This window comes from Pseudoxanthomonas sacheonensis (assembly GCF_031455975.1).
Classification (GTDB): Bacteria; Pseudomonadota; Gammaproteobacteria; order Xanthomonadales; family Xanthomonadaceae; genus Pseudoxanthomonas_A; species Pseudoxanthomonas_A sacheonensis_A.
In genome coordinates this window covers 1,395,362-1,420,623 of record NZ_JAVDTT010000001.1, presented here as the reverse complement: position 1 = coordinate 1,420,623, position 25,262 = coordinate 1,395,362, and the positions used below count along the sequence as shown (strand labels likewise).

Sequence of the window (25,262 nt, the reverse complement as noted above, 5' to 3'; positions counted from 1 at the left end):
GGGAGGCGGGAGCTGCGCGCAAGCCCTGCTTTCGGTGTCCGTTGCCTCCACGCCAGCGCGTTGGAGTTCTTGATGGCCGTCCCGGCCGATCCACGGAGATCTTCGACATGGGCCTTACCCGACGCAGTTTCCTCACCGCGCCCACGGCGCTGGCCGCCACTTCGTTGCTTCCGGCCGGACTGCTGTCCGCGCTCGCGGCCGAAACGCCCGCCTCGCCGGACCTCTCCGACTGGGACAAGGTGCGCGCGCAGTTCGTGCTGGATCCGGCCTATATGCACTTCGCCAGCTTCTTCATCGCCAGCCATCCGGCGCCGGTGCGCGAAGCGATCGAAGGCTACCGCCGCGCCATCGACGCCAATCCCTTCCTGGTGATCGAGCGCGGACTGTTCGAAGACGACGCGCACAACATGCCGCTGCAAGTACGGACCGAGATCGGCCGTTACCTGGGCGGCCGCGCGGAGGACGTCTGCCTTACCCCCAACACCACCACCGGCCTGGCCCTGGTCTACCACGGTCTGCCGCTCAAGCCCGGCGATGAAGTGCTGTGCACCACGCATGATCACTATTCGCACCACGAATCCATTCGCCTGGCCACCGAACGCGCCGGCGCCAGCATGCGCAAGATTCCTTTGTTCGCCGATGCGGCCAGCGCCAGCACCGATTCGCTGATCGCCGCCTTGCTGGCGGGGATAGGCCCGAAGACGCGGGTGGTGGGCCTGACCTGGGTGCATTCCAGCAGCGGCATCCGCCTGCCCATCCGCGAGATCTCCGCCGCCTTGCGCGCCCGCAACGGCGCGCCGCTGTTGCTGGTGGTGGATGGCGTGCACGGCCTGGGCAGTACCGACGAAACCATCGCCACGATGGGTTGCGACTATTTCTGCGCGGGCACACACAAGTGGATGTTCGCCCCGCGCGGCACCGGGCTGATTTGGGCCAACGCCGACAACTGGGCGCGACTGCATCCGATGATTCCCAGCTTCAGCGATTGGGACCAGTACACGGCGTGGGAGAAGAACGAAAAACCCGCTTCGCCCAACAACGCCAACCGCATGAGCCCAGGCGGCTTCGTCGCTTACGATCACCAATGGGCGACCGCCGCGGCGTTCCGTATGCACCAGCAGATGGGCCCGGCGCGGGTGGCGGCGCGCATCCGCAGCCTCAACGACCAGTGCAAGACCGGTCTTGCCGAGAATCCGCGGGTGAAGATCCACACGCCGAAGTCCGGCGATCTTTCCGCCGGTCTGGTCTCCTTCGAAGTGGAAGGCGTCAAACCCGCCGACGTGGTGAAGCAACTGCTGGCGCGAAACATCGTCGCCAGCACCAGTCCCTACGCCATCACCTACGCGCGGCTCGCGCCGAGCCTGGTGAACACGCCCGAGGAAGTGGAGCGCGCGGTGCGGGCGGTGCGTGAGATCTCGGGGTGAGCACTGCTGTCCCGCTACTCGAGTGGAATGTGCACGGCTTGAAGAGTCCGCAGGAGTGATGCCATCCTCACGTCATGAACCAACCGTGCCATGTGCTCTACGAACGCGAACAGACGCTCGGCGTCGATGAATTTCGACAGGTGCTGGCGCACTCCGGATTGGGAGCCACGCGACCGGTCGACGACGAGCCACGGCTCAAAGCGATGCTTTCCGGGTCCAACCTGATCGTGACCGCGCGGCTGGATCGGCCGGGCGCACCGCTGGTGGGCGTGGCCCGCTGCATCACCGACTTCTCCTGGAATTGCTATCTCTCGGAGTTGGCGGTGTCCGCCTCGGCGCAGAAACTCGGTATCGGAAAAGGGCTGCTGGACGAAGTCCGTCGTCAGCTTGGACCGAGCGTCAGTCTGATCCTGGCATCTGTGCCCGATGCCGTCGGGTTCTACGAACGGGCAGGCATGACGCGGCTGCCGGATGCGTTCTGGTATCGACGGGAATATTGAAGGCTTCCCGCGGAGCGCAGTCGGGCGCTCCGGACCGTCATGTCATGGCTCGCCCAGCCAATGGAGCACCGGCTGCGGCCGCCCGAACAGATAGCCCTGGCCGTAGTCGCATCCCATCGCCGTCAACACCTCGCGCTGGTGCTGGGTCTCTATGCCCTCGGCCACGATCTCGACGCCCAGCGCGTGGCCCAGGGCCAGGATCGCCCCGATCACCGCCGAACTGCGCGGAGAGACGCCGTCTGCGAACGGAGCGATGAAACTGCGGTCGATCTTGATCATCTTCAGCGGGAAGCGATGCACATGCCCGAGCGAGGAGTAGCCGGTGCCGAAATCGTCCAGCGCCGCTTCGATGTTGGCTTCGCGCAACCGCTTCAGCACCGCCACCATGGCTTCGGGGTCCCCGAGCAAAGTGCCTTCGGTCACTTCCAGCCGCAAGTACTTGGGATCGAATCCGATGTCCAGGGTCAGGTCGAGCAATTGCCGGTCGAAGTCTCCCTGTTGGAACAGGCGCGGCGAGACATTGAGAGTGATGTAGGCGCCATCGCGGACCAGCTCGCGGCTGCATTCCAAGGCCAAGCGGAACATGCGCCAGTCGATGGCTTCGATCAGCCCGCTGTCCTCGGCCACCTGCAGGAACTCGCCGGGCGCCAGCACCCCGCGTTGCGGATGCCGCCAACGCAGCAGCGCTTCGTAACCGACCACGACGTCATCGGCCAGGCGCACCAACGGTTGGAAGTAGGGCATGAACTCGTCGTTGAGCAAGGCATCGCGCAGCGCCTGCTCCAGGTCTAGCACCCCCATTGCGGGATGCTGCATGGCGTCGTCGAACAGCACGAAGCGATTGCGCCCCGCCGCCTTGGCCCGGTACAGGGCGAGGTCGGCATCGTGCAGGATGCGGTCGGCGGAGTCGTAGCTGTCGTCGATGATCGCAATGCCAACGCTGATGGAAACCTGTAGTTCCCGATCGCCCGCGGTCATCGTCGACCGCATCGACTGCAGCACGCGTTGCGCGATCTTGGACGCCGTTTCCGGCAGTTGCACCTGCTCGATCAGAATCGCGAATTCGTCGCCGGCCAGGCGCGCGACCATGTCCGGCTCGCGCACGCACCCCGCCAGGCGCCGGGCGACTTCCACGAGCACTTCGTCGCCGGCAAGGTGTCCCAGGCTGTCGTTGACCACCTTGAAGCGGTCGACGTCGATATACAGCAGCCCCAGCCGCTGGTTCGGATCGCGGCGCAGGCGGGCGATGCCGCGTTCGAGACGGTCCCGCATGTAGACGCGGTTCGGCAATCCGGTCAGCGCGTCGTGCATGACCTGATGCTGCAATTGCGCCTCGACCTGTTCGCGCACGGCGATCTGTTCGCGCAACTCGCCGGTCCGTTTCTCCACCCGCTGTTCCAGCGAGGCGTTGGCTTCCTTCAAGGCATCGGCGGCCATGCGGCGCTGGATGCTGTTGGCCAGCTGGTAGGACACGAAGGTCAGCAGTTCCGCGTCGCGTTCGTCGAAATTCACCTCGGCGTCGTAACTCTGCACGGCGACCACGCCTATCGGGCCCTCCGCTCCAAGCAAGGGGGCGCCCAGCCACATGAGCGTGGGTTTGGCCGTCATCCCGGGTTCGATTTCGCCGGCCTCGATCAGGGCCTGCACGCGGGCGACGTCGACCAGTTGCGGTTTGCCGGTGCGCAGGACGTACTCGGTCAGCCCGCGCCGGTGCGAGCGAGCGCTCCAATCGTTCTCCTGCTGGTCTTCCGCATAAGGGAACGACACGGTGTTGCCGTCCTCGGAGGCCAGCGCGATATAGAAGTTCCTGGCATTGATGAGCTCGCCGACGATCGCGTGCACGTGCTGGTAGAAATGGGTGCTGGTGTCTTCGGCATTGGTGAGCGCGGCGATCTGGTACAGGGCCGCCTGCAGGCGTTCGCCGCGTTCGCGTTCGATCACCTCGCGCCGGAGTTCGAAATTGGTTTCGGCCAGCTGCCGCGTGCGTTCCTCGACCCGGCGTTCCAGCTCCGCCTGCGAGGTCTTGCGCTCCAACGCGGTGAGGACGTGCTCGGCGACGAACGCCAGCAGGCTCATTTCCGCCGTGGTGTATTGCGTTCCCTCCAGGTAGCTCTGCACGACCAGCGCCCCGCGCACGCGCCCTTCGCGCATCATCGGCACCCCGAGCCAGTCGTTGCTGTCGGCGCCATGCAGGCGCAACGGGCCGGAGACCTGGGTGCTCAGCTGCTCGGCCGAACCCATCAACGGCTTGCGGTCGCGAACCAGGTACCAGGTCAGGCCGCGTTCGATCTGCGTCAGCGGAATTTCCTCGTCGGGGTCGAGTTCCTGGGTGTCGACCACATCGGCGAAATACAGGAAGCGCAGACTGTCGCGACCGCTGTCGTACAGGGCGATGTAGAAATTCTCCGCGTACATCAGGTCGGAAACGATGCGGTGCAGGCCACGCAGCATGTCCGGCATGTCCAGGTCGGAGCCGGCCATGTCGGCGATCGCATACAGCGAGCGTTGCAGCATTTCCGCCTGTTCCAGCAGCTCCACGCTTTGCTGCATGCCCAGCAGCGTCAGCACTTCGCCGAGCCGGCGTGCGGCCGGCTCCAGCCGGTCGGGACAACCGGCCGGGCAATGCAGCACCGCCACCATCTGGTCGCCGTCGTCGTGGAGAACGCGCAGGTGGGCCGGCAGCAAGCCGTCAGCCCGCGCCTTGAGCACCGCATCGGCCGCCTCGGCCAGGATGGCGTCGTCGGGTACGGCCGGGTGGTAGGTGATATCGCGCGGCCAGTGCGTCGACCACAGCACGGTAGCCTGGCGATCGATTCGCAACAGCACGTCTGCGACCTCGGCGGGTGTCGAAGCCTGCAGCAGTCGGCTGGCCTGTTCCTCGGTTCGCGCGGACGCGGCGGCCGCATCCGCGGCTTCCGCCATACCCGACCTTAGCCTGGTCATCGCACGCCTCCTTGTCGCTTGATGGAGCTGTCGCTGTTGTCGTCGCCGATAGGGGGAGGAACAGCGCTGGATTTCATGGCGGGCAGGGGTAGGACATATTTCATCCAGCGTACGGGGAGCCGGCCTCGCATACCGTGACGGTAATCGCCTTCGTCGCAGGGGTTCAGGCTAAAGAGTGCGGACAGGCGGCCTCGTCAGCGCGGGCTGGGGTAGGGCGCTACGGTGGATTGGCGCGTAACGCGGGCATCAGCGCCTGCGGAAGGCGCCCTCTGGCAGCGCAATCCGACCGCAGAAAAACCACTTGCGCGGCGTGCCGAAATACCGTATGATGATCGTCATATGAAGAGAACCGCTGCCAGATCCAAGGAAGCTACCCACGATCGCATCGTCGACGCTGCGGCGCGCGCCATCCGGCGCAGCGGCTACAACGGCACCGGCGTCGCCGACATCATGAAGGCCGCCGGCCTGACGCACGGCGGCTTCTACGCCCATTTCCCCTCGCGCGAAGCGATGCTCGCCGAGGCCGCCGACCGTGCCGGCGGCGAAGCCGTGGAGATGATGGAGCGCATCGCCGCCAGCGTGCCGCCGCAGCAGGTGCTTCCGGCCATGATGCGGGCCTATCTCTCGAAGGAGCATCTGGAAGCGATTGAGACCGGCTGCGCTACCGCCGCGCTTGGGTCTGAGATGCCACGCCAGGCGCCCGAGGTCAGGCGCGCCGCCACGCGTCGGATCAAGGAGATGATCGACCTCGTCGCTCGCCAGTCGCCCGACTGGGGGCAGCCGGGCGCACACGAGCGCGCGCTTTTCACCGTCGCGACGATGGTGGGCGCACTGGTGCTGGCGCGTGCCGTCGACGAGCCCAAACTTTCCGATGCGCTGCGCGAAGCGGCGCTGAAACAGCTCGCCCCGACCTTGGGCTGATCCCGAATTGGAACCCGTCTATGCGTTTGATCTTTAATATGATGATCATCATAAAAAATACACGAATGCGTCTCCGCTCCGCCCCGACGATCGCCACCGTATCCGCGTTCGTCCCCATCCACTGAAGGCACTCATATGAAAACCAATACATCCATCGCCCTCGTCACGGGGGCTTCTTCCGGTATCGGCCAAGCCACCGCGCAGCGGCTTGCTAAGGCCGGTTACAAGGTCTATGGCACCAGCAGACGCGGCGCACAGGAGGGCCAGCGATCGTTCCAGATGTTGTCGCTCGACGTGACCAGCGACGAATCTGTCGAAGCCGCGGTCAGCCAGCTGATCCGGTTGGAAGGCCGCATCGATCTGCTCGTGAACAACGCCGGCTTCGGCGTCGCGCCCGGCGGTGCGGAAGAGAGTTCGATCGAGCAGGCCAGGGCGATTTTCGAGACCAACTTCTTCGGGCTTATCCGCGTGACCCGTGCCGTCGTGCCGCACATGCGACGCCAGGGAAACGGCCGCATCCTCAACATCGGCTCGGTGCTTGGTTTCCTTCCGATGCCCTACGGGGCTCTCTATGCCGCCACCAAGCATGCGGTCGAAGGTTATTCGGAGTCGCTGGATCACGAGTTGCGCACACGGGGCATCCGGGTTTCGGTGATCGAGCCGGCCTATACGAAAACGCAGTTCGACGCGAACTTTATGGCTCCCGACTCGAAGCTCGATGAGTATCGCGAAGATCGCGCGCTCCTGGACAAAGTGCTAAAGGAGGTGATGGCGACTGCCGACGATCCGACAGTGGTGGCCGATGTCGTGCTGAAGGCAGCTAGCGCCGTGCACCCCAAACTCCGATATACGGCCGGCAAGCTCGCCGGGCGCTTGCGATTGCTGCGCAGGTTTGCGCCGGCCGCCCTGGTGGACGACGGGGTCAGAAAGAGCTTGGGACTCGGTAGCAGGCACAATGCCGACACGCACAAGCTCCAGCAAACCTCTGAGAAAACATCATGAAGGCATTCATCATTGATCGGTACGACAAGAAGGATCCGATGCGGTTCGGCGAAACGCCAGCGCCTGAGCTTCGGGACGACGACGTGCTGATCGAGGTTCACGCTGCAGGCCTGAACGTGCTGGACTCTAAAATAAAAAGCGGCGAGTTCAAACAGATCCTGCCTTACCGTATGCCGCTGGTGCTGGGTCATGACGTGGCTGGGGTCGTGACCCGAGTAGGGTCGCGAGTTCGGCAATTCAAAGTGGGAGACGAAGTCTATTCGCGCCCACCCGACCGCCGCATCGGCACGTTTGCGGAGTTCATTGCCGTGAATGAAAACGATGTCGCGCCCAAACCCAAGAACATCACCATGGAAGAAGCGGCGTCGATCCCTCTGGTCGGCTTGACGGTCTGGCAGGCCTTGGTCGAAAGATGCGGTCTGAAGACGGGGCAGAAGATCTTCATTCAGGCGGGGTCCGGCGGCGTCGGAACGTTCGCCATTCAGTTGGCCAAACATCTGGGAGCAACGGTAGCCACCACCACAAGCAGCGCCAACCGCGACCTGGTGAAGGGCCTCGGGGCAGACATCGTTATCGACTACAAGAAAGACGATTTCGAGAAAGCGCTGCAGGACTACGATGTGGTTCTGCACAGCCAGGATGCGGCGGCGCTGGAGAAGTCCCTACGCGTTCTCAAACCCGGCGGAATGCTTATTTCGATTTCCGGACCTCCCGATCCCGCGTTCGCCAAAGGAATCCGGGCGCCGTGGTTCGTGCGCCTCATCGTCCGTCTGCTGAGTTCCGGGGTCCGGAAAAAGGCCGCCCGTCGTAACCTGAAGTATTCGTTCCTCTTCATGCGGGCCAACGGCAACCAGTTGCGCGAGATCACCCGCCTCGTCGAGGCCGGAGCCATCAAGCCCGTGATTGATCGGGTCTTTCCCTTCGAGTCCAGTAACGAGGCTCTGGCCTATGTCGAAGCAGGCCGCGCGAAGGGAAAGGTCGTCGTCAAGATCAAGTGAGTCGCCATCTATCGCGACTCCGGGCACGACGATTGGAAAACTGATAGCGCCGCTGCGTCGGCAAATGACTATGCAGAGCAGCGGAATCTCGATCGTCCGCAGGTTACTCATGCGACTATATCGGAGGCGATTCGCGTTTACGCTAAGTCGCTCGGCGTTGCTAAATAATGTCGACGATAGTCTTCATGATCTCTGTCCCAAGCGATCGCGTAGGAATTCGATGAAGCGTTGTGTCTTCGCGGGCAGTAGGCGCGTCTCGGTGATGGCATAGACAGAAACCGTGGTGGCGTTCCACTGCGGCAGCACGCGGCGCAGACGCCCGTTGGCCAAGTCCTCGGCGGCAATCTCATCGGCCAGGACAGCGATGCCGAGATCCTGTTTGGCAAGACGCTGGATCATGCCGATGCTGTTGAGCCGGAAGCGGCCGCCGACCTCGACTTCTACCGCCTCGGTTTCGCGACGCAACGTCCACGTGTTGGCCTTCGCAGCGTAGAAGCGCAAACACTCGTGTTGGGCCAGATCGTGTGGCTGGCTCGGTTCGCCGGAAAGTTCGAGATAACGTGGCGACGCGTAAAGGCTTTGCGGTAGACGGCCGAGCTGGCGCGCGATCAGGTTCGAGCTCGGCGGCTCTCCCATACGGATGGCGACATCGAAAGGCTCGGTCACCAGATCGACCCGTCGTGGCGTGAGGTCGAATTCGAAGCTGATGCCAGGGTAGCGCTGGGCGAATTCTGCGATCAACGGCGCCAGGAAGATATTGGCGAAATCCACCGGTAGCGACGCACGCAATACGCCGCTCGGTTGCGCCAACATTTCGCCGAGTTGCTCATGCGCGAGCCTCGCTTCCTCGACGATGCGTTTGCTGCGCTCGTAATAGAGCTGTCCAGCCTCGGTCAGCTCGATCTTGCGCGTGGTGCGGTGCAAGAGCCGCAGCCCGATCGCTTTTTCCAGGGCGGTGATCCGTCGGGACAGGGACGAGTTAGGCATGCCGATCGCCTCGGCAGCACGGCGAAAGCTCATGGCTTTGACGACCTCGACGAACAAGGCCATGTCGTTCAGTAGCTCCATATCGATTGCTCCACTGGTGGATCAATTATTTCAATTCTGCCATCTTTATCCCGCGTGTGGACCGGAGGACCATGCTTCCTAGCATTCACCCAGGAGAGCGGCATGAGCCAACTGTTCACCCCCGTCCGTATCGGGCGCTACACCTTGCCTAACCGCCTGGTTATGGCCCCGATGACCCGTTCGCGCGCCGACGGCGACGGCGTTCCCGGCGACCTGACCATCACCTACTACGCCCAGCGAGCCAGCGCCGGTCTGATCATCTCCGAAGGCGTGTTCCCGTCCGCCCTGGGCAAGGGTTATGTGCATACGCCCGGCATCGAAACCAAGGCCCAGGTTGCGGCCTGGAAGAAGGTGGCCGAGGCCGTGCATGCCAGTGGGGGCCGCATTTTCATGCAGTTGATGCATTGCGGCCGGGTCTCGCATCCGTCACTGCTCGATGGCGCAACGCCCGTAGCGCCATCGGCCATCAAACCCGAGGGCCAGGCCTGGACCCCCGCGGGCCAGGTCGACTTCGTCACCCCCCGCGAGTTGAGCCTGGCCGAGATTGCCGGCGTCATCGACGACTATCGCCAGGCGACGCGTCGTGCCATTGAAGCTGGCTTCGATGGCGTGGAATTGCATGGGGCTTCTGGCTACTTGCCCGAACAGTTTCTCTCGTCGGGCAGCAACCAGCGGCAAGACCCCTATGGCGGTTCGGTCGAAGGCCGTGCCCGCTTCATGTTGGAAGTGCTGGCCGCGATGGTGGCGGAGGCCGGGGCCGACCGCGTCGGCATCAAGATTTCGCCGGAGATGAACTACAACAGCATCACCGATGCTGCGCCCCAGGAAACCTACACCTATCTCGTCGACAAGCTGCGCGGATTGGGTCTGGCTTATCTGCATGTCGCTCTGTTTGGCACGAAGGTCGACTACCACGCGCTGTTGCGCCCGCGCTTCGACGGCGCGTATCTGATCGGCAGCGGTCTGACCCAGGACAGCGCCCAAGGGGCGCTGGTGGAGGGCAGGGCCGACGCTACGGTGTTTGGCAGCGCCTTCCTCGCCAACCCCGACCTGCCTGAGCGTTTCCGCCAGGGCGCCGCACTCAACGCGCCCGACCGCAGCACGTTCTTCGCGCCGCCTACCGCCCAGGGATACATCGATTATCCGGCGCTGGCTGTAGCCGAAGCCGCCTGAGGCCGACGGTCATGACCACCATCGCCCGAATGCAGCGTGCCAACCGGGGAAGCCATTTTCGAGCCTATCGGCTGGATAGCTCCGATCCCGCGTTGATCGATCCTTTCCTGGGAATCGATCACGCCTGGATGAGCGCTCCCACGTTCCCGCCGCATCCGCATGCAGGCTTCTCCGCGGTGACTTATCTGTTCCTCGATTCGGAAACGGGCATCGCTAACCGCGATTCGCAGGGCAACCGCATGCTGATCCAACCGGGCGGTCTGCATTGGACCGCCGCCGGGCGTGGTGTGATCCACGAAGAGAATCCTACGGTGACGGATAGCACCGCGCACCTACTGCAAATCTTCGTCAACCTTCCTCGGGAACGGCAGAACGCGACTCCGTTTGCGCTGAGTCTTGACCCGCAAGAAGTGCCCGTGATTGAGCGCCCCGGCGTACGGGTTCGCGTTCCGTTTGGCAACTTCGGCGGCGTGCAGTCCCCGCTGACGCCGCCGACCGAAGTCACCTTGCTGGACATCTCGCTGGAGGCGGACTCTGAGCTGGAACTGCCGTTGGCCGCAGGGCAGCGCGCCTTGGTCATGCCTATCTTCGGCGGCGCGGAGATCGATGGCGTGAGCTTCGGCCTCGACGATCTCAGCGTCCCGATACTTCCCGCTACGACCGAAGCGGCGACGTACAAGCTCGTCGCCAAGGCTGGCGGAACCAAAGTCGCTGTATTCATCGGGGAACCGTTGCGCCAACCCGTGTTTTCGAACGGCCCCATGGCTTTTGTGAGCCAGGAGAACTTACTCGCTGCAACCGCCGCTTACCAGCTTGGCGGATTCGGACGGCTGTAACCCGTCGCCACCTACCGGGACACGCGTCCCATCGACTCAGGAGATACATGATGAAATCCGAACGATTCACTGCCGACAACACCGTCTTGCTACTGATCGACCACCAGGTCGGCACGATGCAACTGATCAAGAATATAGACCGAGAGCTCGCTGCGAAGCAGTCGATTGCCCTGGCGAAGATGGCGAAAATACTAGGTATCCCGACCGTGATCACGTCCAGCCAGGAAGACCACGCCCAAGGTCCGATTCTCCCGGAAATTGCCGAGATCCTACCCAAAGAACATGCAGCACGGATCAGGCGCCCCGGCGTGGTCAATGCCTGGGCCTATCCCGACTTCCGCAACGCCGTGCTCGCCACGGGGCGCAAGAACCTGATCATGGCGGGTGTGACCACCGACGTGTGTCTGATCTTCCCGTCAATCGATGCTGCGCTCGAAGGCTTTGCCGTACAAGCCGTGATGGATGCCTCGGGATCGCCCAGCGATCTTTCCGAAGAGTTTTCCCGTCAGCGCATGCACGATGCGGGCGTTGTGCTCACCGCCACCAACACGCTGATGGCAGAAATCGCGCAGGACTGGTCCACGCCCGCCGGGCAACAGCTGATCGGTTTGTTGTTCAGCGATGTCTTTCCAGCCCTTGGCGCCGGCATCGTTTGAGCCAGGCCTGAAGACGACTGTGTCGTGCAAGAAATACCTATGGATGCCGGCTAGTCGCGAGAAAAACAGTGCCGCCGGCTCCGCCGATGAACTATGCGGAAGCTGGCGGTATCCCCGAGGTTTCGCCAAGAGCTGAAACTCTCAAATCTATAATCCCTTGGAGTGCAACTGTGATGAGCAGCGAAAGCGATATCAAGAAGCGCAGAACGAAGGCCATAAACACCCCTTCGCCCCTGGGTACGGATGCCGTTCGCGACATCTCAGGCGAGCTCAATGCGTTGCTCGCCGACATCTTGGCGCTGTATCTGAAGACCAAGAATTTCCATTGGCACATGTCCGGACCGTACTTCCGCGACTACCATCTGCTGCTAGACGAGCAGGCTGATCAGATCTATGCGACGGTGGATCCCATCGCCGAACGCGTGCGCAAGCTCGGCGGCACTACCTTGCGTTCCCTCGGGCATGCCAAGCGGCTACAGCGCTTGCTCGATAACGATGCCGACTATGCCACCCCCGACGACATGTTGGCCGAGTTGCGCGAGGACAACCTTCAGTTAGCTGCCTATATGCGCGCTACTCATGCGCTGTGCGACGAGCACGGCGACGTAGCAACCGCAAGTGTGCTGGAGAACTGGATCGACGAGGCCGAGAACAGGGTGTGGTTCCTTTTTGAAACCAGTCGACGCGCCTGAGAGAGGTCGGTCTAAAACGGCGTGGTTTCGCGACGCGAAGCCTCACACTGCACCGCATTACGGAGGAAACGATGGACCCGGCTCAGCTTCTGGATCTTGAGCGACGTCTCGGGATGGTTGAGGACGAACTCGCCATACGCAATCTCGCCGCACGGTTCACCGACGCCGTCAACGAGCGCGATGTCGACGCGTTCCGCCAACTCTGGACCGACGATGCGGTCTGGGAGATCGGCCCGCCTACATCGGTTAGAGCTGACGGAGTCGACGCGATCACAAAGCTGTGGCTCAGCTTGCTCGAACCCAAGACCTTATTCATCCAGCTCACGCATTCCGGCGTCATCAACTTCACTGGCAGCGACAGTGCCACGGCTCGGTTCACGGAGCGCGAGCGTGGAAAGGGCGAGCACGACTATTACGAAAACCTTGCGATCTATCGGGATGAGCTCGTGCGAACCCCCAATGGCTGGAGGTTCAAGAGTCGAAAATATGAGTACCGCTATCTCGACACGTCTGCTTTTTCGGGTGATGTATTCGCCCCTGCCTCAAAGAAGGAGGCAGGGGCATGACATGGGGCGAAGATATTATTTTTAGAAGGTGTACCGCGCCGCGCTCATCCACGGGATGGGGCGGGCTTCGGTGCCCAACATGATCTGGGACACGCCCGGAAAGCTTTCGGTATCGGCGTGGGAACGCGTACGGCTGGTTCCCTACTGGACGGGACGCGCCGGACGACAAATCGGTTCGCTCGCGGGCGAAGCCGAAGTAGCGTCGTATGCCTATGAACGGCCGGACGGATCCGGTTACTACCGCGAGACCAAGGCGGGCGGCATTCCGATCGAAGGACGCATCCTTGCGGCCGCCACGGCGTTGGCCTCGCTATGCGTCCAGCGGCCCTGGCGCGATGCATTCGCCGACGACGCCGCAGAGTCACTGCTTATGGCTGAAGCCGCTGCAGGACGCTACGATGTCGACGTCGCCCGTGCCCTATTGAACAAAAGTCGATCGATCAAAACCAAGCTGCCGCCCGCGCCGCTGGCCAGTCTGCTTACCGAGCGCGAGCGGGACGTATTACGTTGGATAAGCCATGGCGCGAGCAACAAGGTGGCCGCGCAGAAACTGTCCATCAGCCCAAGTACCGTGCGCACCCACATCGAGAGCGTGTTCCGCAAGCTGGAATGCTCAACCCGAGCGGCGGCCACGCTGAAAGCTACGCAATTGGGCTTGCTGTAGACGCAGCTGTCCGTTCCCGGCTGTAGGCCGCGCAGTGCATCCAACTCGCTGTCAGCGGGGGGAGCCAGAGTCGCGATCGGTCACGACTTCGACGCCGCGCTCGGTTTGGCGCGAACCTTGTCGCCCGCGCCCAGCAGCGCGTTCGGCGCCAGGATCACTGTGTCGCCGGAGGAAATCCCCGAGAGCACTTCGATCTCATTGCCGAGATTGCGGCCCACGATTACGTCCCGGTATTCCAATGTGGAGTCCTGGCGCAGGGTAGCTACTTGCGCCCCCGTGGCGCGTTGAATCACCGTCGAAATCGGCAGGATGACCGCTGGCGCCGGTCGGGTCAGATGCATGCGCACCGTGCCCACCATGCCTGCAGGGATACGGCTGTCGGGATTGGGAAGACGCAGTTCCGTGCGCATCACGCCCGAGTCTCGGGAGAGCGCGCGCGCACTGCGCGCCACCTGGGCCTTGAAGGTTTCGCCGGGCAGTTCCGGGAAACTGACTTCAGCCTCGACGCCGGGCTGGATCTGCAACGCCACATGCTGCGGCACGTCGACCACGACCCGCAGCGGATCCAGGACGTTGATTTCGAACAGCGGCGCCGCCGCAGCGGCCGAATCGCCCACGACGCGATCGCCGCGTTCGACATTGCGTGCGACGACCACGCCCGAGAATGGCGCACGGATCGTCTGGAACGCCTGGCGCTCTCGCGCAGACGAGAGCCGCGCTTCTGCTGCGGCCCGCGCCGCGACGGCGACGTCGTTGTTGGCCTTGCGATCGCTATACAGTTCTTTCGAGATCGCACCAGAGCTGACCAGCGTGTTGGCCCGGTCGAAATTGACCCTGGCCAGGTCCTGGTCCGCCTTGGCCTGGGCGAGCTGCGCCTGCGCCTCGCGCACGGCCTGGTCGGCTTCCGGCGCGGAAACAACCGCGAGCACCTGACCGGCGGCGACCTTGTCGCCCAATTCGACGCGGCGTTCGCTGATGAAGCCGGTGGCGCGCGCGAAGATCTGCGCCGATTCGCCGGCTTGCGCGCGCGCGGGCAGGCTGAGGTCGTAGGCGCTGTCCGCGGCCTTGGCCTGGATGGTCAGCACTTCCGGCACGGCGGCGGTCGCGTTCGGCTCGGCATCGCCGCGGCTGCAGGCGGTCAACGCCACGAGAACGGCTGCGAGCAGAGAAGCGCGCACGAGGTTCGCTTGAGAGAAGGTGTTCACGGAGCTACTCCTGTTTCGGTGCCGATGACCGCGGTGTGGGCTTGTTGCGCGGAAGAGCGTTTGATGCGTCGGCCCAGGACGGCGAGGATGGACGGAACGAGAATCAGCGTGGCGGGCGTGCCGAACAACAGACCGCCGATCACGGCGCGGCCCAACGGCGCATTCTGTTCGCCGCCGTCGCCCAGGCCGATCGCCATGGGTACGATGCCCAGCACCATGGCGCTGGCCGTCATCAGCACCGGACGCAGACGCACCGCGGCGGATTCGTAGGCGGCCAGTTCCGGATCGTGGCCCTCGGCGATCAAACCGCGCACAAAGCTGGTGACCAGCACGCTGTTGGCCGTGGATACGCCGATCACCATCATCACCCCCATCAATGCCGGTACGCTCAGCGGCGTACCGGTGACGAACAGGCCCACCGCCGCGCCGGCGATGGCGATCGGCAGGCCGGACATCGCCACCAGAGGTTGTATCCAGGACTGGAAATTGATCACCAGCACCAGGAAAACCAAAGCCGCCGACATCGCCAGACCCGCAGCGAGTTCGCCATAGGCGCTCTGCATTTCACCGGCCTGGCCGACGATCTCGATGCGGTTGCCCGGCTTCAACTTGCCTTGCAGCTCACCGGTGATGCGCGTCAACTTGTCGTATACCGATCCCAGATCGGTGCCTTGCACATTGGCCAGCACGCTGATCGTGGGCGCCAGCGTCGTGCGCGCGACGCTGGCAGGCACCCTGCGCGGCGTCACCGTGGCGATGTTCCGCAACAACACGGCTTGTCCATCATTGCCGATGCGCAGCGGGGCGTTGAGCAATTCGTCGATGCTGGTCATGTTGGCCGGCGGCGCCTGCACCTGCACGGTGTAGGCGATGGCGTTGACGGTGTCGGTCCAGTACACCGGCGACACCGTACCTGCCGAACCCAGGATCGCCAGCACCGCACGCGCCGCCTGTTGCGGGTCCAGCCCCAGCTGCGCGGCGCGGGTGCGGTCTATGCTTACCTGGTACTCGGGCAGATCGAGCACCTGGCGCAAGGCGATATCGACCGCGCCAGGCACTTTGTGCAGACGCTGTTCGACTTCGCGCGCCAAGGTTAAATTTCCGGCGTTGTCGCGGCCAATGATGCGCACCTCGAAGGCCGCGGCGGCCGAGCCGGCGAGGGTTCGGCTGGTCGCATCGGGCGGACGCTCGAACAGCTTCGCCTCGGGGAAACGTTCGGCGATGCGTTGGCGGATTTTCACCAGATAGTCGTGGCTGGAGGCATGCGGTGCGCGCAGCTGCAGGAAAATCTCGGCTTCGAAGGAACCGACCACCGCGCTGTCCACCAGCGACAGGTTGACCGCATCGGGAACGCCGATCTGTTCGTAGACCGTCTGCAGCTCGGCTGGGGGAATGATCTTGCGGATCTCACGCTGGATCTCGGTCAGCTTGGCTGCGGATTCCTCCAGGCGCGTGCCGCTGGGCAACCGGATCTGCATGCGTAGCTGTCCCGCATCGACCTGCGGGAAATATTCGCGCCCCAGCGAAAGCGCGGATACGACGCCCGCGCCGAACAGCAGCAGCGCCGCCAAGGCGAGCACGCCGCCGTGGTGGCCAAGTCGTAACAGCAATGCATGGTGGCGATCGCGCAGCCTGTCCAGCACGGCCTCTACGCGGTGATTGACCGCTAGCAATAGGCGTTCGGGCTTCCAGCGCGGGTTCTTGCGGCTTTGGATGTCGGCGGGAAGCAGCAGGTAGCAAAGCACGGGGATCAGGGTGCGCGACAACAGGAACGAAGCGATCATGGCGAAGATCACCGCCAGCGCGAGCGGCGTGAACACCCAGGCCGATAATCCGGTCATCAGCAGAATGGGAGTCAGCACGATGCAGATGGCCACGGTGGAAACGAATTCCGGGAATACCACTTCGCGCGCGCTGTCCAGGATCGCGGTGGGTACATCCTTGCCCAGTGCGATGTTGCGATTGGTGTTCTCCACGTCGACCACCGCGTTGTCGACCAGGATGCCGATCGCCAGCGCCAGTCCGCCCAGGGTCATCACATTGAAGGTGTAGCCCAGCACGCTCAGCATCGCCACCGAAGCCAGCAACGCCAGCGGAATGGCCGACAGCACGATCAGGCTCGAGCGCCACGAGCCGATGAACATCAACACCACTAGCGCGACCAGCAATCCGACCAGGATGCCTTCATGGCGGATCGAGCCGATCGCGTTGTCGACGAATACCGACTGGTCGAAGATCGCCTGGATGCGCGTGCCGGGTGGGGCGGAGGCTTCGATTTCCGGCAAGCGCGCGCGTACCTGGCGCACGATCTCCACCGCAGAAGAGCCGCCCAGCTTGATCAACGCCACCGACACCGCGCTGGAGCCGTCCATGCGCGCCACATTGGTCTGCAACGCGCCGCCGTCGCGCACCGAGGCGACGTCGCGCACGTAGATCACCACGCCATTGCGCGAGACCACGGGAATGTCCAGGAATTCGGCGGCGGTCGCGGGGCTGACGTTGAGCGAGATCTGCATCTCGCGCGCACCTTCGCGTATCGAACCGGACGGCAATGTGGGGCTGCCCCTTTCCAGCGCACCGGTCACGTCGGCGGGCGTCAGGCCGTAGGTCTGCAATGCGGCCGGGTCTAGGTCGACCATGATCTGCCGTGCGGCGCCGCCGTAGGGTAGGGTCATGCGGATGCCGGGGATGGTCTGTATCTGCGAGCGCAGCTGCAAGCGCGCGTAGTCGTAGAGCTGGGCCTCGGTCAGCGAGTCCGACGACAGCACCAATTGCAACACCGGTGTACTGGAGACATTGTTGCGGATCACCAACGGCGGCGAAGTGCCGGGCGGCATGCGCCGCAGGATCGCTTGCGATACGGCGGTGATCTGCACCAGCGCACGGTCCAGGCTGACATTCGGCTGGAAATCGATACGGACGATACTGGCGCCGCTGATGGACTCCGAACGGACTTCCTTGAGGTCGTCCACAGTATTGAGGATCGCCGCTTCCGAGAACGAAGTAAGCTTCGCCGCCATGTCAGCCGCCGGCAGCCCGCTGTAGGTCCAGACCAGGTTGACCGAAGGAATGCCGACTTCGGGCAGAATGTCGGTCGGCATGCGCCGCGCTGCCAATACGCCGAACAGCAGGATCAGGATCGCCAGCACGCCGATCGTATAGCGCCGGTTCAAGGCGTATTGAACAATCCACATCTTGATTTTTCCGCAGGCTTCGTGGGGGATGCCCTACACGCGGATCGGCGCGAAACGCTCAAGACACTCCGGCTGCAGGCAGGAGCGTCTGGAGGGTCATGCGATGTGCCGGGGGAGGGCAGGAGCAAGTTAGCCCCCAACACCCAAGAGTGTTAAGCACATTACTGCCGGAAACTTGCCTATTCCTGCAATTTCACGGGATTAGTGCACTATGTCATCCAGTCGGGCTGGATAATCCACCGCTCGTAATTGCACGTCGGAAACCATGAATTCCAGCACTTCTACCGAATCCATCGCCCACACGTCCGGCTGCGCGGCGCAGGCCGAGCTGGTCGAGCGAATTGCCCGATTTACGCCTGGCGACGGAGTGCACCTTACCCCCGTGCGGCAACTGATGCTGATCCGGATCAGCTCGCCGACGGAATGCACGCCTACGGTCTACGAGCCGCGGCTGGCCCTTGTCGCCCAGGGCAGCAAAGTCGCGACTCTTGCCGGGGAAACCTATCGCTACGACCCGCTCAATTATCTGGTGGTGTCGGTGACTTTGCCGATGATCGGCCAAGTCATCGAGGCCACCCCCGAAAAACCCTACTTGAGCCTGCGTCTGGACATCGACCCGGACGAGATTGCCGAATTGCTGATCGATGCCGGCCAACCGCACGCAGACAACGGCGTCGATCTGGGCCTGTATGCCGCTCGTGTCAACGCGCCGCTGATGGATGCGGTGCTGCGCTTGATGCGGCTGCTGGACACCCCGCAGGACCTGCCGGTGCTTGCACCCATGGCGTTGCGGGAAATTTTCTACCGCGTGCTTGGCGGCGACCTGGGCCATCGCCTGCGCGCGCTGGCGGTCAACGACAGCCGTTCCAGCCGCATCGCCAAGGCCGTGGCGATACTGCGCCAAAGCTATCTGCAACCCCTGAGCATCGACGATCTGGCCCAGAGCGTGCACATGAGCACCTCGTCGCTGCATCATCAATTCAAAGCCGTAACCGCCATGTCGCCGCTACAGTTCCAGAAACAACTGCGCCTGCACGAAGCGCGCCGGCTGATGATGGCCAATGGATTGGAAGCCATCGCCGCCGCGCATCGTGTGGGCTACGAAAGCCCATCTCAGTTCAGCCGCGAATACAAACGTCTGTTCGGCGCTCCGCCGCGCTCGGAAATCGGATTGGCGAAGGCGACGTTCGAAAACTGACCCCCCGGGCGTGCCGGGTCGTCCCACCGGCGTTTTTTTTAAGGGGAAGCGGCCGGCCGCTGTCAGCCCGGCACGGCATGCAGCGCCACGTTCAACCGGTCCACCACCATCGCCCAGTCGGCATCGTCCTGGCGCTCCTCGCGCAGCAGTTGCGACTGCGCGGGCGACCAGAACGGCGCGTCCTCCAGGCGCATGCCGTCGGGCATTGGCGAATGGGTAGCGAGGAAGCGCTGGATACTGGCGTTGTCGTTGGCCAGCCCCAACTGGGCGAACAGTTCGGAGAAGGGGTGGACGGTCAGTTCCATAAGGCGCTACTCGAAGTTGCGATAGCGCCAGCCTAACGATGCGCAGGTTAAGCCGCTGCTAGGCCACGCCACGCGGACGTCCGTCATTTCATGTGTAACTGAAAGCGACGCTTTGCCTGACCGCCGCGCATGCGTTAGCTTGTCGCCCTCGCGGAATAGTGGGCTCGAAAATGAAGACAAGGCATCGTAAGGCCGACGACGCGCCGCTGTTGGCGCTATGCGACGGCGGGCAACGCACATGAGCGTGCGCAGAGGCTCGCCCATTCCCCTGCAGGACTCGCTTGCGGGCATGGAAACGAGGTCTGATACCGGCAGCCTATTCTTCTGCGTATTTCCTGAGCCCGCGGCCCGCGAAGCCATCGCTGCCGAAACCGACGCCCTGCGCGTCGAGCACTCTCTGGCCGGCCCTGCTATCCGGCCCAACCGGTTGCACGCCACTCTGCACTACCTGGGCGAGCACCTGATCGACCGTGCCGACATCGTAGACGCGGCGACGACGGCGGCCGCCCGGGTCCGGCATGCGCCGTTCGAAGTGACCCTGGCCCGCGCCTCGAGCTTCTCCACACGCAACGACAAGCATCCCTGCGTATTGCTGTGTGCGGAAGAGCGGCCGCCGATCCACGGTTTGTGGCGCGAGCTCAGCAACCGCCTGATGGCGGCCGGATTCGGGCGTTATCTGAAACGGGAATTCACCCCGCATGTCACCGTGCTCTACGACACGCGTGTGCTGACCCCGCACGCCATCGAACCGATCCGCTGGCAGGCGCGCGATTTCGCGCTGGTACGCAGCTGGCAGGGCGAATACGACGTGATCAGCAGCTGGCCGCTGCGCGCGTCATAACGGATCGGTCGCACGCAGGCCTTCCAGCATCGTTCGATATTGCGCGTGTGCCGTTTCGTCCTTACCCGCGACCAGCGCCAAGGCCTGCTGTAGAGCGCGGCGGGCGCGCCGCGAATTCCCCATCGCTGTGTAAGCGCGGGCCAGCCCGAGGTAGAACCGGTGTTCGTCGCCATACAGGCGGATTGCGTGCTGGTAACGTTTGATGGCCTGGTCGTAGCTGCCCTGCCGCTCGAATTGCACAGCGAGCAGGAACTGGTGGAAAGGATCCCTCGATTGCACCTTGTCCAGCCGGCGCTGAAACTGCGCTTCGCGTTTTTGGTCGCCATTGCGCTTGTACAAGGCCACCAGATTGAACAGGGCGCTGGAATGCTCGGGATCCAGCGACAGCGCGGTGGCATAGGCGTGTTCGGCGCCGGCCAGGTCGCCACTGTGCAAACGCAACACGCCGGTGTTGCTCCAGGTGTTCGGATAAGTGGGGTCCAGTTCGATGGCGATGTCGGCATGGGCCAGCGCCGTGGGCAGATCGTCCTGGAACATAAGTTGCGCGGCGCGATTGTTGTAGTACTGGGCTAGCAGGCGCTGTTCGCTGATGATATGCGCCGGATGGCGTCCGATCACGAAGCTGCTGCCCACGTCCACCACGTAGCGCTGCGCGCCGAGCCGCACCGCGGCGTTGACGTGGTTGCTGCGATAGACGATATCCCCGCGCTGCTGCCAGGACAGCGTTTCGTCGATCTCCTGCGGGTACGCATCCAACCCCGCCTCGCGCGCCAGCGCCAGGAACACCAACGTGTAGGTGAGACAATTGACCCGCCGGTTGAGATAGGCCTGTTCCACGGTCTGGGTGGCGTCGTCGTGGTACTCCAGGCGCAGTCCTTCCGGACTGATCGACATCAGGTCGATCAGCCGCCGCAACCGTTGCGATTGACTGCGGCCTGGAGCGTTGACCTGCTTCAGCACCAGCGCGTGAAGATCGGGCGGCACCGCCATTATCTGCGCGGGGTCGGGCGGAGCGTCGCCGCTCGCAGCTGGGGACAGCGCCATAGCCGCCGCAAGCGCCCAACCGATCATTGCGGACCCTCCCATGGCAAGCGGCCCATGCCGTTCGCGACGAGTCTAGACCCTCGTCCGTGCGATGCCTGTGCGCAGTCGGTCAGCCTGCGGACGCCGGAGAACCTGGTGTCCGCGGGTTGTACTAGTAGGACGAGGCAGGGCAGGTGAAATCGACAATCGCCGTCACCCTATCGTTCATTCCGGCGGGGTTATCCTCGCCCCCCACACGTACCTCAACAGGAGGCCACCATGGCTACCGGCTGGGCAGGCGACGGCGCCGTGCAGGACCAGATCGACGCTACCGTGAAAGACGGCATCAAGCGAGCCCGCAGCCAGTTGCCGCAGGGGCCGAGCCTCACCCACTGCGAAGAGTGCGACGCGCCCATACCAGAGCCCCGGCGCAAGGCCGTGCCTGGTGTGCGCTTGTGCGTTCCTTGCCAGGAGGCGCGCGACGAGGAAGACGGCGGGCACAGCGGCTACAACCGCCGCGGCAGCAAGGATAGCCAGCTGCGCTGAGCGTTCGAACGCCGGACGTTTTCGTTCCCATCATCGCGCCGCGATCGACAAGCAACCCGTTACGGCAGGTACTCCACGCGCAGCTTCGCGGTCGCGCCCTTGTCTATCCACAAATAGTTGGTGGAAGTGGGATTGCCGCTGAAGCGCAGGCGCAACTGGGTACGGCCGCCACGGTTGATCGCGGACAGGCCGGCGCTGGCGAATGCGTTGCTGGTCTGGCTGCCGCCGCTGAAGCTCAGCAGTTGCGCCACCGCGCTCGCGCTCGCAGCCGCTGCATAGTCGCCAGTCTCGATCACGCATGCGCCGAAACAGCCGTTGTTCACGTCCACGACCAAGGTATTGCCGGCGGGATTGCCCCATGGATTGCCCGACGCGCTGCGGTACGCCACGGTGACCGTGGCCGACACTAGAGTGGCGCCGTCCGGCAACGACGAAGTATCGAACGACAGCACGCTGCGGTTGAACTTGCCGTCGGTGCCGCGCCCCAGAGCCAGGCCGGAATAGGCTTCCAGCGTGCCTACTGCCGGTGCGCTGCCGTCCGCATTGGCCTTCACGTAACCGTCGTTCGCGTCCTCGTTGGAGAATTCCACCAGCAGCGGCGTGCCGCCACCGGAACCTTCCAGTACGTTCACCGTGACCGAGGCCGAGGTGCCCACGTTGTCCGCCAGGTCGAATGCGCGCGCCTGCAGCGCGTGGTTGCCGGTGCTGGCGGTGTCCGAGTTCCAACTGATCGAGTACGGCGCGCTGGGATCGCTGTCCAGCAAAGTGCCGTCCAGCAGGAATTCCACGCGGTCCACGCCGATGTCGTCGCTGGCCGCTGCGCTGACCGTGACCGTTCCGCTGAGGTTGGCTCCGTTCGCAGGCGCGGTAAGGCTGACGGTGGGCGCGTTGCCGTCCAGGTTGTCCAGACTCCAGAAATGGCCGATGTAGTAGCTGGAGCACAGGTTCACGTCGAGGATATAGGCACCCGCCGTGCCGCACTGGGTTTCGCCGGTGCCCGGATCGACCGGCGTCCCATGACCCATGCCGGTGATGGTGTAGGTCTCCACCCGCGGCGTACCGCCTGCGTCTTTGTAGACCTTGTGCGGAAAGCCGCCTACGGTGTCGCTGACGTCCGCGGTCTGATCGATGCCGTGCACATTGGTCCACTGCTGCATGCTTTCGGTGAGGTTGGCCGGACGCACCACATAGTCGGCGTCGCCGTGCCAGATCGAGACGATGGGCCAGGCACCGGTGTGGCTGCTGGCCGCGCGTACTTTGTCGCCCCATTGCGCCGGGGTGAGGTCGGTGCCGGGATTCATGCAGCTGAAAGCGGCCGACTGGCTGGTGGCGCAACGATAGGGCAGGCCGGCGACAATGGCGCCGCCGGCGAAGACTTCGGGATACGTGGCCATCATCACCGAGACCATCGCACCGCCGGCCGAAAGCCCGGTGACATAGACGCGCGCCGGGTCGCCGCCGTGATCGACCTGCATGCGGTCGACCATCTGCTTGATCGACAGCGCCTCGCCGGATCCGCGCGCGGTATCGCTCGCCTCGAACCAGTTGAAGCAGGTGCTGGAATTGTTGGCGCTCTGTTGCTGCGGCAGCAACAGAGCGAACTGCCAGCGCTGCGCCAGCATTTGCCAGCCGGTTTCCGCGTCGTAGCTGGCGGCGCTCTGCGAACAGCCGTGCATGGCCACCACCAGCGGCGCGTTGGCCGGCAGGCCGGGCGGTACGTATTTGAACATGCGCAGGTTGCCGGGATTGCTGCCGAAGCCGGTGACCTCGGTCTGGGCGAAGGCGGGCAGGCATAGCAGTCCCGCCATCGCCAGGAAAGCCGCGGCTTGCCAGCGCAGCCTGCGAATACGCGGGCCGGGACGAGAAGACAATGGAATGCAGTCGGGCAGGACGGACATGTGTTCGACTCCTTGGACGGCGGGCAAACCGCAGTAGCGCACGCAGCCGGAGGCGTCGCCATCGTCCAAAGGGGCAAGCTGCGCTGCAGCATGGCTGCGCCTATGCGCGGCGCGTCAGTCCAGGCCGGTGTTCGCGCAGGCAATGAAAAACGCCCGGCACTTGCCGGGCGTTCTGTTTTCAACTTCGTGCGGCGGGTCAGTGCAGCAACTGCAGGCCCAGGATCACAGCCAGGATGGTGGCAGTGATGGCGTAATCGCCGTCGCCGCTGCGGCGACCGTAGCGGTAGCGGCCGTAGTAGCCATCTTCGTAACCGCGTTGGAAGCCCTGGCGGAAATAGTAATTGTACTGGTCCTGGCGGAGGTAGTAGCCGTTGTAGCCGTAGTTGGCGTCCTCGTAGGCATAGCTGTTGCGGTAGTCGCTGCGCCAACCGTCCTCACGGTCGGCTCGGCCGGCGCGCAGACCTTCCTGGTAGCCATAGTTCACGGCCTGTGTCATCAGGTCGCGACCGTAGCGGTTGGTTTCGTAATAGCGGCCGCCGTAGTTGTAGCGGTAGCTGGCGGGGGTGTAGTAATACGGATCGTTGTAGTAGTTGTAGTTGCGCGAGCTGAAGCGGATCTGTTGCTGGCGCAGGCGGTCGTAGTACTGCTGCTGGTAGCGGTACTGCGAATTGCGGCGCTGCTCGCGCAGTTGGCGGGCGTAGCGCTGTTCCCAGTCGTTGCGGTTGCTGTAGCGCCGGCGTTCCTCTTGCTGGAAGCGTTCGGCGCGCTGGCGCTCCTCGCGGATACGGCGCTCCTGCACTTCGCGGCTCAGACGGTTCTGCTCGTTACGACGGTCGTCGTCGCGACGGTCGTCGCGGCGGCCCGGCTGGTTGCCGCCCATGACGCGTTGAGGCTGGCTGGAGGTCTGACGTTGCAGCTGCTGGCGGGCAGCGGCGTCGCGGATTGCCTGTTCCTGTTGGCGCAGGCCGCCATCGCGTCGCTGTTCGCGGATGCGCTCGCCTTGGCGCGCGGCCTGCTGGCGCTGCAACTGTTCGCGCTGCGCATTCTGGCGGGCTTCGTTCTGCTGGCGCAGGGCGCGCTGTTGGTCTTCGTTGCGGCGCTCCAACTGCTGACGCTCGCCCTGGCGCGCGGCCTGCTGGCGCTGCAGCTGTTCGCGCTGCGCGTTCTGGCGGGCTTCGTTCTGCTGGCGCAGGGCGCGCTGTTGGTCTTCGTTGCGGCGCTCCAACTGCTGGCGTTCGTTCTGACGCGCGGCCTGCTGACGGGCAGCTTGTTCGCGCTGGATCTGCTCACGCTGACCATCTTGCTGGCGCATGGCCTGCTCGCGCTGCTGTTCCTGGCGGCGTTCCTGCTGCTGGCGGGCGGCGTTCTGGCGCGCTTCCATCTGCTGACGCTGGGCATCGTCGTTGCGACGCTCCATCTGCTGGCGTTCGCCCTGACGCTGGGCCTGCTGTTGGCGGGCCTGTTCCTGGCGGGCTTCGGCCTGCTGGCGACGCTGCTCCGCACGGGCTTTGTTGTCGTCCTGTTCCTTGTCTTCGCTGTCGCGGTTGCCCCGGTCCTGCGCGGTGGCGACCGTACCCATGCCAAGGGCGAGGGCGGCGCCTAGCGCAAC

23 protein-coding genes are annotated in these 25,262 nt (G+C 63.9%); 15 read left to right on the top strand and 8 right to left on the bottom strand.

Annotation, left to right across the window (positions count from 1 at the left end; all coding sequences use genetic code 11):
* Window positions 1-107 precede the first annotated feature (107 nt).
* Together J2W94_RS06360 and J2W94_RS06355 are read left to right on the top strand one after the other, a co-directional pair.
* Window positions 108-1,424, top strand: a complete 1,317-nt coding sequence (locus tag J2W94_RS06360) for an aminotransferase class V-fold PLP-dependent enzyme (protein WP_310091211.1) — start codon at window positions 108-110, stop codon at window positions 1,422-1,424.
* Between the two features lie 92 nt (window positions 1,425-1,516).
* Complete coding sequence (locus J2W94_RS06355; RefSeq protein WP_310091209.1) at window positions 1,517-1,924, top strand: GNAT family N-acetyltransferase; 408 nt, start codon at window positions 1,517-1,519, stop codon at window positions 1,922-1,924.
* 42 nt (window positions 1,925-1,966) lie between these two features.
* Here J2W94_RS06355 and J2W94_RS06350 read toward each other — a convergent pair whose 3' ends face one another.
* Window positions 1,967-4,846: an EAL domain-containing protein gene (locus J2W94_RS06350; RefSeq protein ID WP_310091207.1), complete on the bottom strand. Its 2,880-nt coding sequence runs from the start codon at window positions 4,844-4,846 to the stop codon at window positions 1,967-1,969.
* Window positions 4,847-5,206: 360 nt separating this feature from the next.
* Here J2W94_RS06350 and J2W94_RS06345 point away from each other — a divergent pair, with 360 nt between their 5' ends.
* The 3 genes from J2W94_RS06345 (at window position 5,207) to J2W94_RS06335 (ending at window position 7,788) form a co-directional block, all read left to right on the top strand.
* The gene (locus tag J2W94_RS06345) at window positions 5,207-5,788 is read left to right on the top strand and encodes a TetR/AcrR family transcriptional regulator (protein ID WP_310091205.1); all 582 of its coding nucleotides are present in this window, start codon (window positions 5,207-5,209) and stop codon (window positions 5,786-5,788) included.
* A 135-nt stretch (window positions 5,789-5,923) separates the two neighbouring features.
* Window positions 5,924-6,790, top strand: coding sequence for an oxidoreductase (locus J2W94_RS06340; protein WP_310091203.1), 867 nt, complete (start codon window positions 5,924-5,926; stop codon window positions 6,788-6,790).
* Window positions 6,787-7,788 carry an NADP-dependent oxidoreductase gene (locus J2W94_RS06335; protein WP_310091200.1) on the top strand — a complete coding sequence of 334 codons (1,002 nt, stop codon included), beginning with the start codon at window positions 6,787-6,789 and terminating at the stop codon, window positions 7,786-7,788. The genes J2W94_RS06340 and J2W94_RS06335 overlap by 4 nt, the downstream gene beginning before the upstream one ends.
* Window positions 7,789-7,971: 183 nt before the next feature.
* On the opposite strand, the gene J2W94_RS06330 is transcribed toward J2W94_RS06335, so the two are convergent.
* Complete coding sequence (locus J2W94_RS06330; protein ID WP_310091198.1) at window positions 7,972-8,838, bottom strand: LysR family transcriptional regulator; 867 nt, start codon at window positions 8,836-8,838, stop codon at window positions 7,972-7,974.
* A gap of 120 nt (window positions 8,839-8,958) precedes the next feature.
* Between J2W94_RS06330 and J2W94_RS06325 the strand changes: the two genes are divergently transcribed.
* From J2W94_RS06325 to J2W94_RS06300, 6 genes are all read left to right on the top strand, one after another.
* A complete protein-coding gene (locus J2W94_RS06325; RefSeq protein WP_310091196.1) occupies window positions 8,959-10,029 on the top strand; it encodes an alkene reductase in 1,071 nt (356 codons plus the stop codon).
* Between the two features lie 11 nt (window positions 10,030-10,040).
* Window positions 10,041-10,865, top strand: a complete 825-nt coding sequence (locus J2W94_RS06320) for a pirin family protein (protein WP_310091193.1) — start codon at window positions 10,041-10,043, stop codon at window positions 10,863-10,865.
* Window positions 10,866-10,915: 50 nt separating this feature from the next.
* Window positions 10,916-11,521: an isochorismatase family protein gene (locus J2W94_RS06315; RefSeq protein WP_310091191.1), complete on the top strand. Its 606-nt coding sequence runs from the start codon at window positions 10,916-10,918 to the stop codon at window positions 11,519-11,521.
* 173 nt (window positions 11,522-11,694) lie between these two features.
* Window positions 11,695-12,213: a Dps family protein gene (locus J2W94_RS06310; RefSeq protein WP_310091189.1), complete on the top strand. Its 519-nt coding sequence runs from the start codon at window positions 11,695-11,697 to the stop codon at window positions 12,211-12,213.
* 71 nt (window positions 12,214-12,284) lie between these two features.
* Window positions 12,285-12,779 (top strand): nuclear transport factor 2 family protein, encoded by a 495-nt coding sequence (locus J2W94_RS06305; protein WP_310091188.1) that lies wholly within the window; start codon window positions 12,285-12,287, stop codon window positions 12,777-12,779.
* Between the two features lie 28 nt (window positions 12,780-12,807).
* Complete coding sequence (locus J2W94_RS06300; protein WP_345784450.1) at window positions 12,808-13,443, top strand: HD domain-containing phosphohydrolase; 636 nt, start codon at window positions 12,808-12,810, stop codon at window positions 13,441-13,443.
* Between the two features lie 80 nt (window positions 13,444-13,523).
* Here J2W94_RS06300 and J2W94_RS06295 read toward each other — a convergent pair whose 3' ends face one another.
* Both J2W94_RS06295 and J2W94_RS06290 read right to left on the bottom strand, forming a co-directional pair.
* Complete coding sequence (locus tag J2W94_RS06295; RefSeq protein WP_310091184.1) at window positions 13,524-14,648, bottom strand: efflux RND transporter periplasmic adaptor subunit; 1,125 nt, start codon at window positions 14,646-14,648, stop codon at window positions 13,524-13,526.
* Window positions 14,645-17,842, bottom strand: coding sequence for an efflux RND transporter permease subunit (locus tag J2W94_RS06290; RefSeq protein WP_310091182.1), 3,198 nt, complete (start codon window positions 17,840-17,842; stop codon window positions 14,645-14,647). The genes J2W94_RS06295 and J2W94_RS06290 overlap by 4 nt, the downstream gene beginning before the upstream one ends.
* Window positions 17,843-18,107: 265 nt before the next feature.
* Here J2W94_RS06290 and J2W94_RS06285 point away from each other — a divergent pair, with 265 nt between their 5' ends.
* Window positions 18,108-19,040 (top strand): AraC family transcriptional regulator, encoded by a 933-nt coding sequence (locus J2W94_RS06285; protein WP_310091180.1) that lies wholly within the window; start codon window positions 18,108-18,110, stop codon window positions 19,038-19,040.
* 62 nt (window positions 19,041-19,102) lie between these two features.
* Here the strand turns inward: J2W94_RS06285 and J2W94_RS06280 are convergent, their stop codons facing one another.
* Window positions 19,103-19,345 (bottom strand): DUF2789 domain-containing protein, encoded by a 243-nt coding sequence (locus J2W94_RS06280; protein WP_310091178.1) that lies wholly within the window; start codon window positions 19,343-19,345, stop codon window positions 19,103-19,105.
* A 238-nt stretch (window positions 19,346-19,583) separates the two neighbouring features.
* On the opposite strand from J2W94_RS06280, the gene J2W94_RS06275 reads away from it, so the two are divergent.
* Complete coding sequence (locus J2W94_RS06275) at window positions 19,584-20,186, top strand: 2'-5' RNA ligase family protein (RefSeq protein ID WP_310091176.1); 603 nt, start codon at window positions 19,584-19,586, stop codon at window positions 20,184-20,186.
* Here J2W94_RS06275 and J2W94_RS06270 read toward each other — a convergent pair.
* A complete protein-coding gene (locus J2W94_RS06270) occupies window positions 20,181-21,257 on the bottom strand; it encodes a tetratricopeptide repeat protein (RefSeq protein WP_310091174.1) in 1,077 nt (358 codons plus the stop codon). The genes J2W94_RS06275 and J2W94_RS06270 overlap by 6 nt on opposite strands.
* Window positions 21,258-21,488: 231 nt before the next feature.
* On the opposite strand from J2W94_RS06270, the gene J2W94_RS06265 reads away from it, so the two are divergent.
* Window positions 21,489-21,755, top strand: coding sequence for a DksA/TraR family C4-type zinc finger protein (locus J2W94_RS06265; RefSeq protein ID WP_310091170.1), 267 nt, complete (start codon window positions 21,489-21,491; stop codon window positions 21,753-21,755).
* Between the two features lie 59 nt (window positions 21,756-21,814).
* Here the strand turns inward: J2W94_RS06265 and J2W94_RS06260 are convergent, their stop codons facing one another.
* Together J2W94_RS06260 and J2W94_RS06255 are read right to left on the bottom strand one after the other, a co-directional pair.
* A complete protein-coding gene (locus tag J2W94_RS06260) occupies window positions 21,815-23,653 on the bottom strand; it encodes an extracellular catalytic domain type 1 short-chain-length polyhydroxyalkanoate depolymerase (protein WP_310091169.1) in 1,839 nt (612 codons plus the stop codon).
* A 196-nt stretch (window positions 23,654-23,849) separates the two neighbouring features.
* Entirely contained in the window at window positions 23,850-24,533 is a 684-nt protein-coding gene (locus tag J2W94_RS06255; RefSeq protein ID WP_310091167.1) for a hypothetical protein, read from the bottom strand.
* A gap of 30 nt (window positions 24,534-24,563) precedes the next feature.
* Here J2W94_RS06255 and J2W94_RS06250 point away from each other — a divergent pair, with 30 nt between their 5' ends.
* The gene (locus tag J2W94_RS06250; RefSeq protein WP_310091165.1) at window positions 24,564-25,256 is read left to right on the top strand and encodes a hypothetical protein; all 693 of its coding nucleotides are present in this window, start codon (window positions 24,564-24,566) and stop codon (window positions 25,254-25,256) included.
* The last annotated feature ends 6 nt before the right edge of the window (window positions 25,257-25,262 follow it).